The 13070-nt window shown below is 38.8% G+C and carries 15 protein-coding genes; 4 read left to right on the top strand and 11 right to left on the bottom strand.

Going from position 1 to position 13070, the window contains the following annotated elements:
* Positions 1-81: 81 nt before the first annotated feature.
* On the bottom strand, positions 82-915 hold the full coding sequence (locus EL079_RS00875) for a DegV family protein (RefSeq protein WP_003031393.1): 834 nt from the start codon (positions 913-915) through the stop codon (positions 82-84).
* A gap of 229 nt (positions 916-1144) precedes the next feature.
* Between EL079_RS00875 and EL079_RS00870 the strand changes: the two genes are divergently transcribed.
* From EL079_RS00870 to EL079_RS00855, 4 genes are read left to right on the top strand one after another with little or no spacing between them, the layout of a single operon-like run.
* Positions 1145-2098 carry an ABC transporter permease gene (locus tag EL079_RS00870; RefSeq protein WP_018543565.1) on the top strand — a complete coding sequence of 318 codons (954 nt, stop codon included), beginning with the start codon at positions 1145-1147 and terminating at the stop codon, positions 2096-2098.
* Positions 2091-3053, top strand: coding sequence for an iron chelate uptake ABC transporter family permease subunit (locus EL079_RS00865; protein ID WP_003031397.1), 963 nt, complete (start codon positions 2091-2093; stop codon positions 3051-3053). Before EL079_RS00870 ends, EL079_RS00865 begins: the two co-directional genes overlap by 8 nt.
* A gap of 1 nt (position 3054) precedes the next feature.
* Positions 3055-3807, top strand: a complete 753-nt coding sequence (locus EL079_RS00860) for an iron ABC transporter ATP-binding protein (protein WP_003023720.1) — start codon at positions 3055-3057, stop codon at positions 3805-3807.
* A gap of 23 nt (positions 3808-3830) precedes the next feature.
* Positions 3831-4805, top strand: a complete 975-nt coding sequence (locus EL079_RS00855; RefSeq protein ID WP_003031428.1) for a siderophore ABC transporter substrate-binding protein — start codon at positions 3831-3833, stop codon at positions 4803-4805.
* A 62-nt stretch (positions 4806-4867) separates the two neighbouring features.
* Here EL079_RS00855 and EL079_RS00850 read toward each other — a convergent pair whose 3' ends face one another.
* From EL079_RS00850 to EL079_RS00810, 10 genes are all read right to left on the bottom strand, one after another.
* Positions 4868-5599 carry a metallophosphoesterase gene (locus tag EL079_RS00850; protein ID WP_003031430.1) on the bottom strand — a complete coding sequence of 244 codons (732 nt, stop codon included), beginning with the start codon at positions 5597-5599 and terminating at the stop codon, positions 4868-4870.
* Between the two features lie 46 nt (positions 5600-5645).
* The gene (gene recN / locus EL079_RS00845) at positions 5646-7304 is read right to left on the bottom strand and encodes a DNA repair protein RecN (RefSeq protein WP_003031389.1); all 1659 of its coding nucleotides are present in this window, start codon (positions 7302-7304) and stop codon (positions 5646-5648) included.
* Between the two features lie 7 nt (positions 7305-7311).
* The gene (locus tag EL079_RS00840) at positions 7312-7743 is read right to left on the bottom strand and encodes an arginine repressor (protein WP_003031395.1); all 432 of its coding nucleotides are present in this window, start codon (positions 7741-7743) and stop codon (positions 7312-7314) included.
* A complete protein-coding gene (locus EL079_RS00835) occupies positions 7736-8551 on the bottom strand; it encodes a TlyA family RNA methyltransferase (protein ID WP_003031420.1) in 816 nt (271 codons plus the stop codon). Before EL079_RS00835 ends, EL079_RS00840 begins: the two co-directional genes overlap by 8 nt.
* A complete protein-coding gene (locus EL079_RS00830; RefSeq protein ID WP_003031414.1) occupies positions 8517-9419 on the bottom strand; it encodes a polyprenyl synthetase family protein in 903 nt (300 codons plus the stop codon). The genes EL079_RS00835 and EL079_RS00830 overlap by 35 nt, the downstream gene beginning before the upstream one ends.
* Positions 9416-9628 carry an exodeoxyribonuclease VII small subunit gene (locus EL079_RS00825; RefSeq protein WP_003031417.1) on the bottom strand — a complete coding sequence of 71 codons (213 nt, stop codon included), beginning with the start codon at positions 9626-9628 and terminating at the stop codon, positions 9416-9418. Before EL079_RS00825 ends, EL079_RS00830 begins: the two co-directional genes overlap by 4 nt.
* On the bottom strand, positions 9606-10946 hold the full coding sequence (gene xseA / locus EL079_RS00820) for an exodeoxyribonuclease VII large subunit (protein WP_003031416.1): 1341 nt from the start codon (positions 10944-10946) through the stop codon (positions 9606-9608). Before xseA ends, EL079_RS00825 begins: the two co-directional genes overlap by 23 nt.
* A gap of 189 nt (positions 10947-11135) precedes the next feature.
* Positions 11136-11645, bottom strand: coding sequence for a hypothetical protein (locus EL079_RS00815; protein ID WP_022524457.1), 510 nt, complete (start codon positions 11643-11645; stop codon positions 11136-11138).
* 27 nt (positions 11646-11672) lie between these two features.
* A complete protein-coding gene (locus tag EL079_RS09755; protein WP_003031402.1) occupies positions 11673-11870 on the bottom strand; it encodes a TraX family protein in 198 nt (65 codons plus the stop codon).
* Positions 11871-12170: 300 nt separating this feature from the next.
* Positions 12171-13028 (bottom strand): NAD(P)H-hydrate dehydratase, encoded by an 858-nt coding sequence (locus EL079_RS00810; protein ID WP_018543566.1) that lies wholly within the window; start codon positions 13026-13028, stop codon positions 12171-12173.
* Between the last annotated feature and the right edge of the window lie 42 nt (positions 13029-13070).

The following is a 13070-nucleotide window of genomic DNA, read 5'->3' as shown; positions in this document are numbered from 1 at the left end:
AACAAGTATTATCATATCTAAAAAATGTTATTAGGTCAAGCACAAAACGAACTTTTTTCAATTTTTCCAAAAATATCAAACTTATTCATAGCGAACGAGGATTGCCCACGCATTTTCACCTGTATGTGTTTGAATAATAGAACCAGTCTCCAAAACAGAAATCGTTTTTTCCACACACGGTTGCAAAATCTGTTTCATTTCGTTCGCCAATTCGGCAGTTCCTGCATACGAAATTCCAATCTCTGCTACTTTTTTATCTTTTAAGCTTTCAACTAAATCATTAACCCATTTTTTGAAGGTTTTTACACCACGCCCCTTAACAATCGGTTGTAATTCATGGTTTTTCATTTGCATAACTACTCGAATATTAAGCAACGAACTGAGAAGCCCAGTCACACGACCAATACGACCACCTTTTACAAGATTTTCAAGAGTTGACACACCGATATACAATTCTGTTTTTTCACGTACTTCTTCGATTCTTGCTAAAATAACATCAAAGTCTGCACCTTCTTTTGCTAGTTTTGCAGCTTCAACCACTTGAAACTTCAAAGCTTGATCCGTAAAAGAGCTATCAATCACTGTTACATCTACATTTGCCAAGGTTGCCCCTTGTCGTGCAGCTTCGACCGTTCCAGACAAAGCATGCGACATATGGATAGAAATGATTTTATCGGCAGTTTCTCCGAGTGTTTCAAAGATTTCTGCAAAAACACCAACTGGTGGTTGACTAGTTTTCGGTAGATTTTTGCTTGACTGCATCAAATGAAGAAATTCTCCTTCTTTTAAGTCAGAATCTGAATAAACAACACCGTCTACCATTACAGACAAAGGGACGATTGTAATCTCTAAATCCTCTACAACTTGCGGTTCAATCGTAATAGATGAATCCGTTACAATTTTGATTTTTGTCATGGTTTTCCTACTTTTATAAATTTTATCTATTTAATTTATTATATCAAAAAAATAACTTTTTGTGGAATAATTTTTCTGGATAAAATATGTAAAAGATGTGTGGAGCTTCCTATTTTTCTAAATAAACAGAATTATTAAATTTTCAGAAAATAATTGACACTCTTTTATTTTTTTGTTAGCCTAGTGATGTATCTTATTGAAGCTGTTGCTTTGAAGAAAGGGTTGATAAATGAAACAGACAAAATTTTTAGGAATTCTTTGTCTTGCTCTTGTTATGATTTCAATTACAGTTGGTTCTAGTCACTTTTCGTGGTGGCAGCTGCTACATGGAGATAAGCAGACCGGGCTACTATTTTGGGAGTCACGCTTGCCAAGGACAGTCAGCATTCTCCTAGCAGGCTCTAGCATGAGCATTGCCGGGCTTCTTATGCAGACTGTTACACAAAATCATTTTGCTGCTCCTAGTACAGTTGGAACGGTTGAGGCTGCGAAATTTGGTATGTTGCTTAGTTTATTTTTCTTTCCGTCAGCCACATTAGCGCAAAAAATGCTATTTGCTTTTGTATCTGCTATTTTTTTTACGATTATTTTTATTAGATTTATCAGAAAATTCTCATTTAAAGAAACATGGTTGTTACCGCTTGTCGGAATTATTTATAGTGGGGTAATTAGTGCAGCCGGAGAAATCATTGCTTATCGTTTTGATCTTGTCCAAAGCATGACTTCATGGACACAAGGCTCTTTTTCCATGATTCAGAAGCATCAATATGAATGGTTATTTTTAAGTTTGATTATCTTGATTGCAGTATGGAAGCTATCAGCCACGTTTACCATTATGAATCTAGGGGAAGACGCCAGTCATAATCTAGGCATTTCCTTTTACCAAATGGAGGGAATGACGTTGTTTCTCATTGCATTGACGACAAGTGTGACGATGATTACAATCGGCTCTCTTCCATTTATCGGAGTCATTGTTCCAAACATCATTCGGAAATTTTATGGTGACCATATCACACGCATTAAGGGGCTGACCGCATTAACTGGTTCCTGTCTCATCTTGGTCTGTGATATTGTAGCTCGTCTAGTCATTCGCCCTTACGAAGTTTCCGTCAGCTTGATTTTAGGAATTTTAGGTAGTTTGGCTTTCGTATATCTTTTATGGCGAGGTGTTGCTCATGAATAAAATGAAGAGTCAAACAAGAAATCGCTTACTTTTATTGCTTTTGGTAGCTAGCTTGAGTGGCTTGTTATATCTCATGCCAATGGACTATCCTTTACCAGGTTTTATTATGAAATTGCGCTCGCAAAAGTTACTAGCCTATCTCTTAGTCGCCATAGCTGGAGGTCTTGCTACAATCAGCTTTCAAACAATCACAGAGAATCGTTTTTTAACACCAAGCATTCTTGGAATGGAATCTCTCTATGTCTTTATGCAGACGATTTATCTTTTCTTTGCTAGCAAATTCATCGGCAATACTGGTCATCCTTTGCTTGAGTTTATCTTAGTCTTACTCATACAGTGTGGCTTCTTTTTCTGCCTGCAACCTGCATTAAAAAAGTTACTTCAGCAAGGATTTGTATTTATTTTATTGATTTGCATGGCACTAGGGACGCTCTTTAGAAGCGCCAGTACATTCTTGCAGGTACTAATGGATCCTAATGAATATGATAAACTGCAAACAAAACTATTTCCTTCCTTTCAACGAATAAATATGGATATTCTATCTGTCGCTGCAATTATCATTGGACTAGCAGGTTTGTATTTGTTAAAGAAGAACACTATTTTGAATGTCTTTCATTTGGATAAAAAGACAACAACTATTTTAGGTGTAGAAGTTGAAAAAGAGCAAAAAAAGATACTATGGGCAATTGTTTTGCTGACTTCAACGACAACTGCTCTCGTTGGACCTATGATGTTCTTCGGCTTTATGATGTCCAATTTAGCCTATCTGTTAATCAAAGAATACCAACACAAATGGTTATTCTCAGTAGCAATTTTACTCGGTTTTCTTTCTCTAACTACTGGGCAAATGCTGGTAGAGCGTGTCTTTCAGCTCCAAATCAATGTCAGCATGGTCATTGAGCTTGTCGGAGGGTTATTCTTCTTTTATCTTTTAGCTAAGGAGGCAAAACGCTAGAATGCAATTAAAAAACGTTGGCAAATCATTTGGAAATCAAGCAATTTTAGAAGATATTCAACTGAATATTTCACCGAGCAAATTCACCGCCTTTATTGGACCAAATGGTGCTGGAAAATCAACGCTGCTTTCCATTATGAGCCGTTTGCTCAAGAAAGATCACGGTTTTCTCAGTATCAAGGGAAAAGAAATTGAAGCTTGGAACTCAAAAGAGCTCGCCAAAGAATTAACCATTTTAAAACAGAAAATCAATTATCAATCTAAATTAACGGTTGAAGAATTGGTTTCCTTCGGTCGCTTTCCTTATAGTCAGGATCGTTTGACAAAAGAAGATTTCAAAAAAGTAGAGCAAGCACTTGAATATCTGGACATTCTTGATTTAAGAAACCGTTTTATTGATACACTCTCCGGAGGTCAATTGCAGCGCGTTTTTATCGCTATGGTGCTCACTCAAGACACTGATTTTATCCTTTTGGACGAGCCACTAAACAATCTAGATATTAAGCAAAGTATTTCTATGATGAAAATCTTGCGTTCTCTCGTTGATGACTTAGGAAAAACGATTATCATTGTCATTCATGACATCAATATTGCCAGTCAGTATGTTGATGAAATTGTCGCCTTTAAAGACGGAAAAGTCTTTTATCAAGGTACAACCAATCAGGTCATGAGAAAAGAAATTTTAGATCCATTGTATGAAATGGACATTACCCTTGGGGAAATCAATGGTAAAAAAGTTTGTATTTACCTATAAATATTAATTTTGGAGGAATTTTAATGAAAAAGAATACAAAAACACTACTTCTATCTCTCTTCGCAGCTGTTGCAGTTGTGCTACTCGCTGCTTGCAGCGACAATAAACGGTCCAATTCAAAAACGACAAACTCTTCATCTGCTTCTAGTGAAGTCACTATCAAAACAGCAAATGGAGATGTGAAAGTCCCTACCAACCCTAAAAAAATTGTAACACTGGATTTAGGTGCAGCTGATACCATTCGTGCTTTAGGAAAAGAAAGCAGCATTGTCGGTATGCCAAAGAAAACTCTGCCTGCTTACTTAAAAAATTTACCAAGTAGCATTAAAAATGTAGGTAGCATGAAAGAACCGAATATGGAAGCTATCGCAGCTTTAAAACCAGACTTGATTATTGCTTCTGGTCGTACAGCTCAATATGTCAAGAAACTCAAGGAAATTGCCCCTACTGTATTATTCCAAACAGACAACAAAGACTACTGGGGTTCTACCAAGAAAAACATCCTTTCTTTAGCAAGTATCTTTGGAGAAGACGGAACCAAAAAAGCTAAAAGTGAATTAGCTACATTAGACAAGGAAATTCAAACCGTTGTTGCTGCCAATGAAAAATCAAATAAAAATGCTCTTGCGATGATGTTAAATGAAGGTGCAATATCTGCTTTCGGAGCTAAATCACGTTTTGCTTTCCTTTACAGTACTTTGAAATTCAAACCAACAGATGCTAAAATCAAAGAATCAAGACATGGACAAGAAGTCAGCTTTGAAAGTATCAAACAAATCAATCCAGACATTATCTTTGTTCTGAACCGCACTCTTGCTATCGGTGGGGACAATTCGGCCAATAAAGACTTACTGAATAACTCACTGATCCAAGAAACAAATGCTGCTAAAAACAAAACTATTGTAAACTTGACATCCGACCTCTGGTACCTAAGCGGAGGCGGACTCGAATCCACAAAATTGATGATTGAAGATGTAAAAAATGTAGCTGGGAAATAATATAAAAGAGCTGGAGAAAACCTTAAATGCATTTTCTCCAGCTCTTTTATCATCCTCAACTTCTAATTATCCTCTACCGCGAAACCATCATTTGTGATGAAATGATGTTCTAAAATTCCCTCATTTCCAAATAAAACTCCGTGGAGAACACCGCCATAGACAGCACCGCCATCCATGCCAATTTTTTGATCCTGCGTTTGCCAAAGGTGACTTGTCCCAGGCATCTCAGAAAAAAGATAAAAAGTCGGAGTATGCCCAAATACAATTATCTTTCCTGTTTGATTAAGACCTTGATGAAAGGGCTCACGTATCCAAACCTTTTGATAATCGCTTGTTTCATGCCAATCTTTTAAAGTTAAGTCAACTCCAGCGTGTACAAAAATATAGTTATCTGTTTCAACAAAGAAAGGCATCTGACGAATAAAAGACACGAGGTCTGGCGCCTCTTCCGACACGCGCTTCGCGTCTTCAACTCCATCAACAGGAGTATCTAAAGGTCGCCCCAAAATGGAATTGATTGTTGTGTCACCGCCATTGCGATGATAGTGATCATAGCCTCTCTTGGGATTATCCAACCAGGTTAGAAACATGTATTCGTGATTCCCAGAAATACAAATCGCTCCTTGCTTGTCGACAAAACTTTTCACACACTCTAAAACCGCTCGGCTGTCCTCGCCGCGGTCAATCAAATCTCCCAAAAAGATGAGTTGGCTTTCTCCATCCCATTTTTTGAGTAATTCTTTTAGCATTTTTGCTTTTCCATGTACGTCACCAATTACAAAATAATTTGTCATGATTACCTCCTGATAACAACTCATTTAGCACAAGCCAAAGAGTATTTCATTTTTTCAAGAGCTCTCTAGCCTGCGTGAGGGCTGCTTGGGTCACATTTTCGCCCGCCAACATTTTGGCAATTTCTTCGACACGCTCATCATTTGATAACAAGCGAACAGTTGAAACGGTCGAATGCTCATCAGATATTTTTTCAATGAAAAATTGATAATCCGCGATTGCAATCACTTGAGGTAAGTGCGAGATGGCAAGGACCTGTCCGTTTGAGCCAATCTTATGAATCTTTTGGGCAATAGCTTGTGCAACACGTCCCGATACACCTGTATCTACTTCATCAAAGACAATGCTGGTCTTGCCTTCCTTGCGAGAAAAAGCAGACTTGATTGCCAACATTAAACGAGACAATTCACCACCTGAAGCAACCTTAACGAGCGGTTTGTAATCTTCACCGGGATTAGTCGAAATATAAAATTCAACGTGTTCATTCCCATCGCGGCTAAATTTTCCCTTGGTAAATTGAACTCGAAAATTCGCCTTTTCCATATAGAGGTCTTGCAGTTCTTGCTGAATCTCTGCTTCTAACTGCTGGGCTAATTCGTGCCGAGCCTGACTCAGACGACCTGCTAGAGAAACCAAGTCTTTTTCCAGCTTTTTCAGCTCTTTGTTCAAATCATCTGATGAAAGGTTTTTTCCAGTAAGTAGAGCATATTCTTTAGAAATCTGCTCAAAATAAGCTAGGACATCATCTACTTGACCGCCGTATTTGCGAGTAATACTATAGATTAAATCTAGGCGACTTTCTACTTCTAAGAGACGGCCACCATCAAAATCCAAGTCTTCTAGAATATCCTCCAAACGCTTTGTCACATCTTCCAACACATAGTAAGATTCAGAAAGGTTGGTCGCAATTTCTTTGTAAGTGGCGTCATAGTCTTCAATAGCTTCCATGTCATTCATGGCAGAACGAACATTCGCTAAACTAGAAAATTCTTCATCATCCAGCATGGCATAAGCATTGGTCAAAGTGTCCGCAATCTGCTTATGATTGAGCAACTTATCACGTTCTTGATTTAAAGCTAAATCTTCACCTGCTTTTAAATTAGCTGCTTCAATCTCTGCAATTTGATATTCCAGCATGTCAATCCGCGCTTTATTTTCTTCTTGATTCTTTTGAATTGTTAAGACCTGCTTACGCAACTGACGATACTGATCAAAAGTCTGTTGATAATCAGCTTTGAGCTTGAAAAATGCGTCATCTCCAAACTCGTCCAACATGGCAATATGCAGCTGCGGTCGCATGAGTTCTTCTTGGTCGTGTTGACCGTGAATATCCACCAAATGCTGTCCAACAGCTCGCAAGACAGACAAATTAACCATTTGACCATTAATACGACTGACACTACGTCCATTTTGAAAAATTTCCCGCCGAATAATCAGCTCCTCTGTCATATCAAGCCCTTGCTGCTCAAAAATTTCAACCAAAGCCTTACTCTGCTCAATTGCAAAAAGCCCTTCAATCTCTGCTTTTGATGCACCGTGACGAATCACATCTGTTGTCGCGCGGCTTCCTAGCATCATGTTCATAGCATCAATAATAATAGACTTTCCAGCCCCTGTTTCACCTGTCAAAACGGTCATGCCTTGCTCAAAATTGAGGGAAATCTCTTCAATAATTGCAAAATTTTTAATGGAAATTTCAAGTAACATAGGCTATCTACCAATTTCTGATTTGTTCCAATACCTGATGAGCCATTTCTTCACTACGGAAAATAAGGAGAATCGTGTCATCATCGGCTAAAATACTAAAAATGTCCTTAGAAAAATCTTCTACAATTTGTCGCTTCACAAAAGCTGTGCTTCCAGGGACAAGATTGAGATTGATCATATTTCCCAATAGCTCAAACTTTAAGATATTATTGTCTGCTAACTTCAAACTCGTACTAGCTGATTTCGGTAGTTCATAAATATAAGTGTTATTTTTCAGCGGAATTTTGACAATGCCCAATTCTTTAATATCACGCGAAACAGTTGCCTGTGTTGCTGTAATTCCTGATTTCTTCAGATATTCTACAATTGCTTCTTGTGTCCCAACTTCATAGTCCGACACAAAATGTCTAATTTTTTCTAATCTTTCCTTTTTATTCATCTTTAAATTCCTTATGTGCTGTCTCTACGACCGTTGTAATCATTGCTTTTACTAGGTTTTCAGGATGAGGATTTTTTTCCAAATGGGCTAAAAATTCCACATTCCCATGCCCACCTTGAATAGGGGAGAAATCCAGACCTTGGACAGAAAATCCTGCTTCAACCATAAAGTCCGTTACTTTTTCTAAAACTGCTTGATGCACTTTTTTATCTTTCACAATCCCATTTTTACCAATCTGCTCTCTACCTGCTTCAAACTGAGGTTTGATGAGTGCCACAGCGTTCCCATTTTCAGCCAAAATCTTATACAGAGCTGGCAAAATGAGACCAAGCGAGATAAAACTGACATCAATGGAGGCAAAGCGAGGTGTCTCCTCAAAATCAGCTACTTTGGCATAACGAAAATTAAACTGCTCCATGCTGATAACACGTTCGTCTTGGCGCAATTTCCAAGCCAGTTGATTGGTACCGACATCTACTGCGTAGACTTGCCTTGCACCATTTTGCAGCATGACATCCGTAAAACCACCCGTTGATGCCCCAATGTCCAACGTAATCTGATTTTCAACTGAAATCTCAAAAACCTGCAAAGCCTTTTCTAATTTTAAGCCACCACGGCTAACATATTTGAGCTTTTCGCCTTTAAGTTTTAACTCAGTGGTCTCATCAATTTTCTCGCCAGGTTTATCGAAACGCTCACCATTCGCAACAGCAACGACTAAGCCCGCCATCACACCGCGCTTGGCCTGTTCTCTTGTTTCAAAAAGCCCTTGCTTATAAGCTAGAACATCTACTCTTTCTTTCGTCATTGAGTTTTAAACTTTCTATTATCTTTCTGATAGCCGCGCCTGAAAAAGCAAGCTCTGCTTCTAATTCTGCCAATAAATGCTCTGTTTCCTCTATCTGTTTTTCAAAGAATCGCTTTGCTCCATCCAAACCCCAAATGGCTGGATAGGTGGCTTTCTCTGCTGCCACATCTTTCTGCGGTGTCTTCCCCAAGTCTTCAAAGTTCGCTGTGATATCTAAAATATCATCTCGCACCTGAAAAGCTAAACCAAGTAATTGACCAATTTTTCTTAATTTTTCCTGCTGTGGCTGTGCCACTTCCGCAATCAAACCCGCAGCAATAAAAGGATAGGTCAGGAGTTTACCAGTTTTATTGACATGAATATTCTGTAGCTCTGCTAAACTGATGTCCTTTCCTTCGCCCTGCATATCAAGGACTTGACCTCCGACCATACCAAAAGTTCCAGCCGCCAACGACAATTCTGCGATTAAGTTTACCTTGATTTGACTAGGTAGTGCCGCTTCTGCGATCAAAGCATAAGAATCTAAAAAGAGAGAATCTCCTGCTAAAATCCCCATTGCTTCGCCAAATTTCTTGTGGCTGGTCAAGCGACCACGACGATAATCATCATCGTCCATAGCCGGCAAATCATCATGAATCAAGCTACCTGTATGAATCATTTCAAGCGCTGCTGCCACTTGGAAATGCGCTTCTGTCAGTTCCAGTCCTAGACCTTCTAGCAATTCTAAAAGTAAAAGAGGGCGAATTCGCTTGCCTCCTGCATTGACTGAGTAAAGAATCGCTTCTATCAAATCAGCAGATACCACTTTTTGAGCATAAAAAGTCTCAATAGCTTGTCCAATTCTAGCTAATTTTTCGTCTTGTTTCATTCCATTTCCATTTCTGTGCCATCAGCCTGCATAACTTTTACCAGCGTTTTTTCTGCCTGATCTAGCGTTTTTTGCAATTCTTTTGAAAGCTGCATCCCCTTTTGAAACTCAGAAATCGCTTCTTCCAAAGGAACATCTCCGTTTTCTAACTTCTGTACGATAACTTCTAAGTCTGCTAAATTTTCTTCAAATTTCTTTTCTTTCGACATCTTTTACCTCAACTTCTATCTGACCATCTCGCATCAAAATGGTTAATTGATCTTTTTTATTGATTTTCTCAATAGATTCTAACACCTGTTCATCTTTTTTGACAATAGCATAACCCCGAGCCACAATTCGGCTAGTATCCAGCATGAACAAAGCGTCAGACAGACGCTTGACTTCAGCCAGTTTATGGTCATAAACAACTGCCATATTGCTGCGCAGAAGCCGTTCCAACTGAGCTACACGCTCTTGATAAATCTGAACCTGCCTTAAAGGAGCTAGAGCCTCCAAACGATGTTGTAAAAGCCTTGCTCGCTGCACTTCCTCGTTATAATATTCGCGAATTTTTTGCTTGAGCCGTAAATTTAGTTGATCTAATTTTTGCAGGTAGCTATCATACAGTCGTCCTGGTTGTCGAAAAATGACAGACTGACTCAGCTTAGCTAATCGCTCACGATTGTAAGTAAGACGATTCGATGTGGCAGCTGCTAACCGATTTTGTTGCTGCTGCAAGTGTGCTAGGAGATCCAGCTTTGTTACAGGTGTTGCTAATTCAGCAGCCGCAGTCGGCGTTGCAGCCCGTCTATCTGCAACAAAATCTGCCAAGGTCGTATCTGTTTCATGCCCCACACTCGAAATGATCGGAATGTGCGATTCAAAAATTGCACGGACAACCACTTCCTCATTAAACGCCCAGAGATCTTCAATTGAGCCACCACCTCGACCGATAATGAGCAAATCTAAATCCTTTCGCTCATTAGCACGACGAATATTTTCTGCTACTTCAGCAGACGCTCCTTCGCCTTGCACCTTCGTCGGATAAAGAATTATCTCAACTCCCGGAAAACGACGACTAACAGTTGTGATAATATCGCGAATCACTGCTCCACTAGGACTGGTCACTACTCCAATTTTCTTTGGGAATTGCGGTAAAGCTTGCTTAAAGCACTCCTCAAAAAGCCCTTCCTCGCCTAGCTTTTTCTTGAGCTGCTCAAACTGAATTGCCAAAACTCCGATACCGTCTGGCTCCGCTTTTTCAATGATAATAGAATAAGATCCACTTGGTTCATATAGTTGAACACGACCGATGACATTAACCTTCATACCCTCTTCCAAGTCAAAACCTAACTTCTTATAAACACCACCCCAGATTGTCGCCTGAATGACTGCTTTTTCATCTTTGAGAGAGAAATATTGGTGATTAGGTCGCCTACGAAAATTAGAAACTTGCCCCGTCAGATAAACTCGTTCTAAATAAGGATCTTTATCAAACTTTAATTTTAAGTATTTGGTCAAGGTTGACACGGATAAATACTCAGACATTCCTCTCCTTTCATTTCCTGTAATGCTTCTTTATTCATAATTTTTATTATACCAAACAATCTATAAAAAATCATTTCCAGCCCTCAACGAAAAAGGAAAGACTAGTTTCCCATATCTTAAGCAGAGCCTAGCCCAACAAACTTGCCAAAATATACAAAAGATAGATATGCACAGGATAGAAAAATAACTTCATACCACGACTTTTTCACCGTTGTAAAAATACATTGGAATAACCGCAAAAACCATCATCCATTGCACAGACGTTGGATCTGTTAGATACACAAATAAAGAGACTAGTGTTAATGTCACCATTTGTGCCATACGGTGTCTGCGGAAGATATAAAAGAAAAGACCAAGGTAAACCATGACATCCCCTCCTTCAACCACGAGAATGTTCGGAATGGCCATGATAAAAAAAGCAATAATTTGAACCATCAGAGGTGATATATTTTCACTGGCTAGATAACCCAATAGAAACAAAGCCGGCAGAGCCAGAAGAATCGGTAAAAGAAAAAGGCCCAATCCTTTCCAGAATGAATAAAGTTTCTTTTCTTTCATACCCTCAACCATCAAATCCCAAGCACAGCTAGATATGCCCGCTAAGAAAAAGGCGCCAAAAGCATTATTCGCCAGCCCAACTTGACCATTGGTAAAAAAGTAACTGACAATCATGTTCCCAATAATCATAAACCATGTCATAAAGAGCAACCGTTTCAAATAAGCTTTTCAATTATGCGTATAGTACAAACTATCAGCTGCCAGAAACATAAAAAGAGGAAAAACTACGCGTCCTAGCATTGTTAACCACATCGGGGCGCCAAAAGCACCAAACATTTCGTAGATATGATCTAAAAACATAAGTAAAATAGCTAAAATTTTCAAGTTCGTTGCATTCGATATTTTCTTTAAAGATTGTAACATCATAAATTCTTCATTTCATTTTTTTCAACAAGCATAATCTTATCGAAAATTTCCCGCCCTTTCCATTACATAAACTTACATTTTCAGAAAGAAAAGTGACATTTTTGTAAGACAAAAAAATAAGGTCAAGATAAAAATCTCAACCTCATTAGGTGCAATGAATTTTCATAAGATAGTGGATATTGAAAAAGTTTATTCTCCATTTCAACTTGTACTAAGCCTCATGAGCTAAATATTACTTTTATAAATAACTAATAAAAGTTAAACTTTCTAAGTTTTTAAATATTTTTGCAGGCTTTTTCATTATAACATATTTTCTTTTTTAGCTAGCTTCTTCATCCACTTAGGGATTTCTTTACTGATTTCTGTTGGCAAGACTACATAGTTTTCTTTGCTTAACTCTTCTGCAATGGCTGAATGCAGATAGACTGCTGCTGCTACACGTTCCAGTAAAGAACTAGTCTTGAACTGCCCTGCAAAACCTGCAATCATGCCTGCAAGCGTGTCTCCCATACCACCCATTGCTTGATAAGGACCACCAATAGTCAGTTGAAAATGGTTTCCATTTCCACTTTGAAAAATAGTCGTTCCGTGCTTCTTTTGAACAACGATAGTTCCAGCAGGGAAGGAATTAACAGCTTCTTGGTTTTTTTCAACCGTTTGCTCCGCTATCTTTAGTCCGCTCAACCGCTCCCATTCTTTTTGATGCGGGGTAAAAATCGTCTGCGCTTTTGGAAATGACAAAGTTTCTTTGCTGTAAAGTGAAATAGCTCCACCGTCCATGATGAAGATTTGATGTTCACTGACAAGTTCCACTACCAGCTGCAAAACGGCTTTTTCAAGTTTACTTTCAGCTAAACCTGATCCAATCAATACTACATCTGCTTTTTGGACTTGCTCGGTCAATAGCTTTTTATCTTGTACATCAAAAGCCATTGCTTCTGGTAAATGAGCGTGGAGAGCTGCGATATTTTCCCTATCCGTCGCCACCGTCACTAGACCAGCTCCGCTATGAACTGCAGCTAAGGCTGCCATGATAATCGCTCCACCAAAAGGATATGTCCCGCCAATTAACAACAAGCGACCGTAATCCCCCTTGTGACTATGGAGTGCACGTGGCTGAACGACCTTTTCCAATAATGTACAATTGACCACTTCCATTATTTTCTCCTTTTGCATACTGCGATTCCCCTTGTCTACCTC

Origin of the sequence: Streptococcus anginosus (genome assembly GCF_900636475.1) — a bacterium.
Classification (GTDB): domain Bacteria; phylum Bacillota; class Bacilli; order Lactobacillales; family Streptococcaceae; genus Streptococcus; species Streptococcus anginosus.
The sequence above is the reverse complement of the archived record's forward strand: the minus strand, read 5'-3'. Positions and strand labels throughout refer to the sequence as shown.

Excerpts from the sequence above, each read along its gene's own strand:
- EL079_RS00875 (WP_003031393.1), bottom strand. The coding sequence starts at position 915 with ATGACAAAAATCAAAATTGTAACGGATTCATCTATTACGATTGAACCG.
- EL079_RS00870 (WP_018543565.1), top strand. The coding sequence starts at position 1,145 with ATGAAACAGACAAAATTTTTAGGAATTCTTTGTCTTGCTCTTGTTATG.
- EL079_RS00865 (WP_003031397.1), top strand. The coding sequence starts at position 2,091 with ATGAATAAAATGAAGAGTCAAACAAGAAATCGCTTACTTTTATTGCTT.
- EL079_RS00860 (WP_003023720.1), top strand. The coding sequence starts at position 3,055 with ATGCAATTAAAAAACGTTGGCAAATCATTTGGAAATCAAGCAATTTTA.
- EL079_RS00855 (WP_003031428.1), top strand. The coding sequence starts at position 3,831 with ATGAAAAAGAATACAAAAACACTACTTCTATCTCTCTTCGCAGCTGTT.
- EL079_RS00850 (WP_003031430.1), bottom strand. The coding sequence starts at position 5,599 with ATGACAAATTATTTTGTAATTGGTGACGTACATGGAAAAGCAAAAATG.
- recN (WP_003031389.1), bottom strand. The coding sequence starts at position 7,304 with ATGTTACTTGAAATTTCCATTAAAAATTTTGCAATTATTGAAGAGATT.
- EL079_RS00840 (WP_003031395.1), bottom strand. The coding sequence starts at position 7,743 with ATGAATAAAAAGGAAAGATTAGAAAAAATTAGACATTTTGTGTCGGAC.
- EL079_RS00835 (WP_003031420.1), bottom strand. The coding sequence starts at position 8,551 with ATGACGAAAGAAAGAGTAGATGTTCTAGCTTATAAGCAAGGGCTTTTT.
- EL079_RS00830 (WP_003031414.1), bottom strand. The coding sequence starts at position 9,419 with ATGAAACAAGACGAAAAATTAGCTAGAATTGGACAAGCTATTGAGACT.
- EL079_RS00825 (WP_003031417.1), bottom strand. The coding sequence starts at position 9,628 with ATGTCGAAAGAAAAGAAATTTGAAGAAAATTTAGCAGACTTAGAAGTT.
- xseA (WP_003031416.1), bottom strand. The coding sequence starts at position 10,946 with ATGTCTGAGTATTTATCCGTGTCAACCTTGACCAAATACTTAAAATTA.
- EL079_RS00815 (WP_022524457.1), bottom strand. The coding sequence starts at position 11,645 with ATGACATGGTTTATGATTATTGGGAACATGATTGTCAGTTACTTTTTT.
- EL079_RS09755 (WP_003031402.1), bottom strand. The coding sequence starts at position 11,870 with ATGATGTTACAATCTTTAAAGAAAATATCGAATGCAACGAACTTGAAA.
- EL079_RS00810 (WP_018543566.1), bottom strand. The coding sequence starts at position 13,028 with ATGGAAGTGGTCAATTGTACATTATTGGAAAAGGTCGTTCAGCCACGT.